At 59.0% G+C, this 491-nt stretch carries 1 protein-coding gene; it reads left to right on the top strand.

The features are described 5' to 3' along the window. Nucleotides 1-491 (top strand): hypothetical protein (locus AC1DIG_RS29310; protein ID WP_477770114.1); only part of this gene is annotated, 491 nt, incomplete at both ends.

Here is a 491-nt window from a genome sequence, read left to right on the forward strand (position 1 = left end):
ATCCCCGTAGCGAAGCGCTCACCGTCTACAAACCCGATGCCAGCGGTAACGCCAGCACCAGTAATGGCAACATTTATTCCAACCTGTGGTCGACAGGATCCTATACGGACACCCTGACGCTGCCGGCCACGGGCACCTACACCATCTACCTCAACCCGACCAGCAGCGACACCGGCAGCATGACGTTCCACCTGACCAGCGTTCCGGCGGATGTCACGGGTACCATCAGCATTGATGGCGCCGATGTCACCCTGACCACAACCGCCATCGGCCAGAATGGCAGCCTTACCTTCAGCGGCACAGCCGGCCAGCGTATTTACCTCAGCGCACCCAATTCCACATATCCCCGTAGCGAAGCGCTCACYGTCTACAAACCCGATGCCAGCGGTAACGCCAGCACCAGTAATGGCAACATTTATTCCAACCTGTGGTCGACAGGATCCTATACGGACACCCTGACGCTGCCGGCCACGGGCACCTACACCATCTAC

Source organism: Pseudomonas sp. 05N431 (assembly GCF_056397005.1).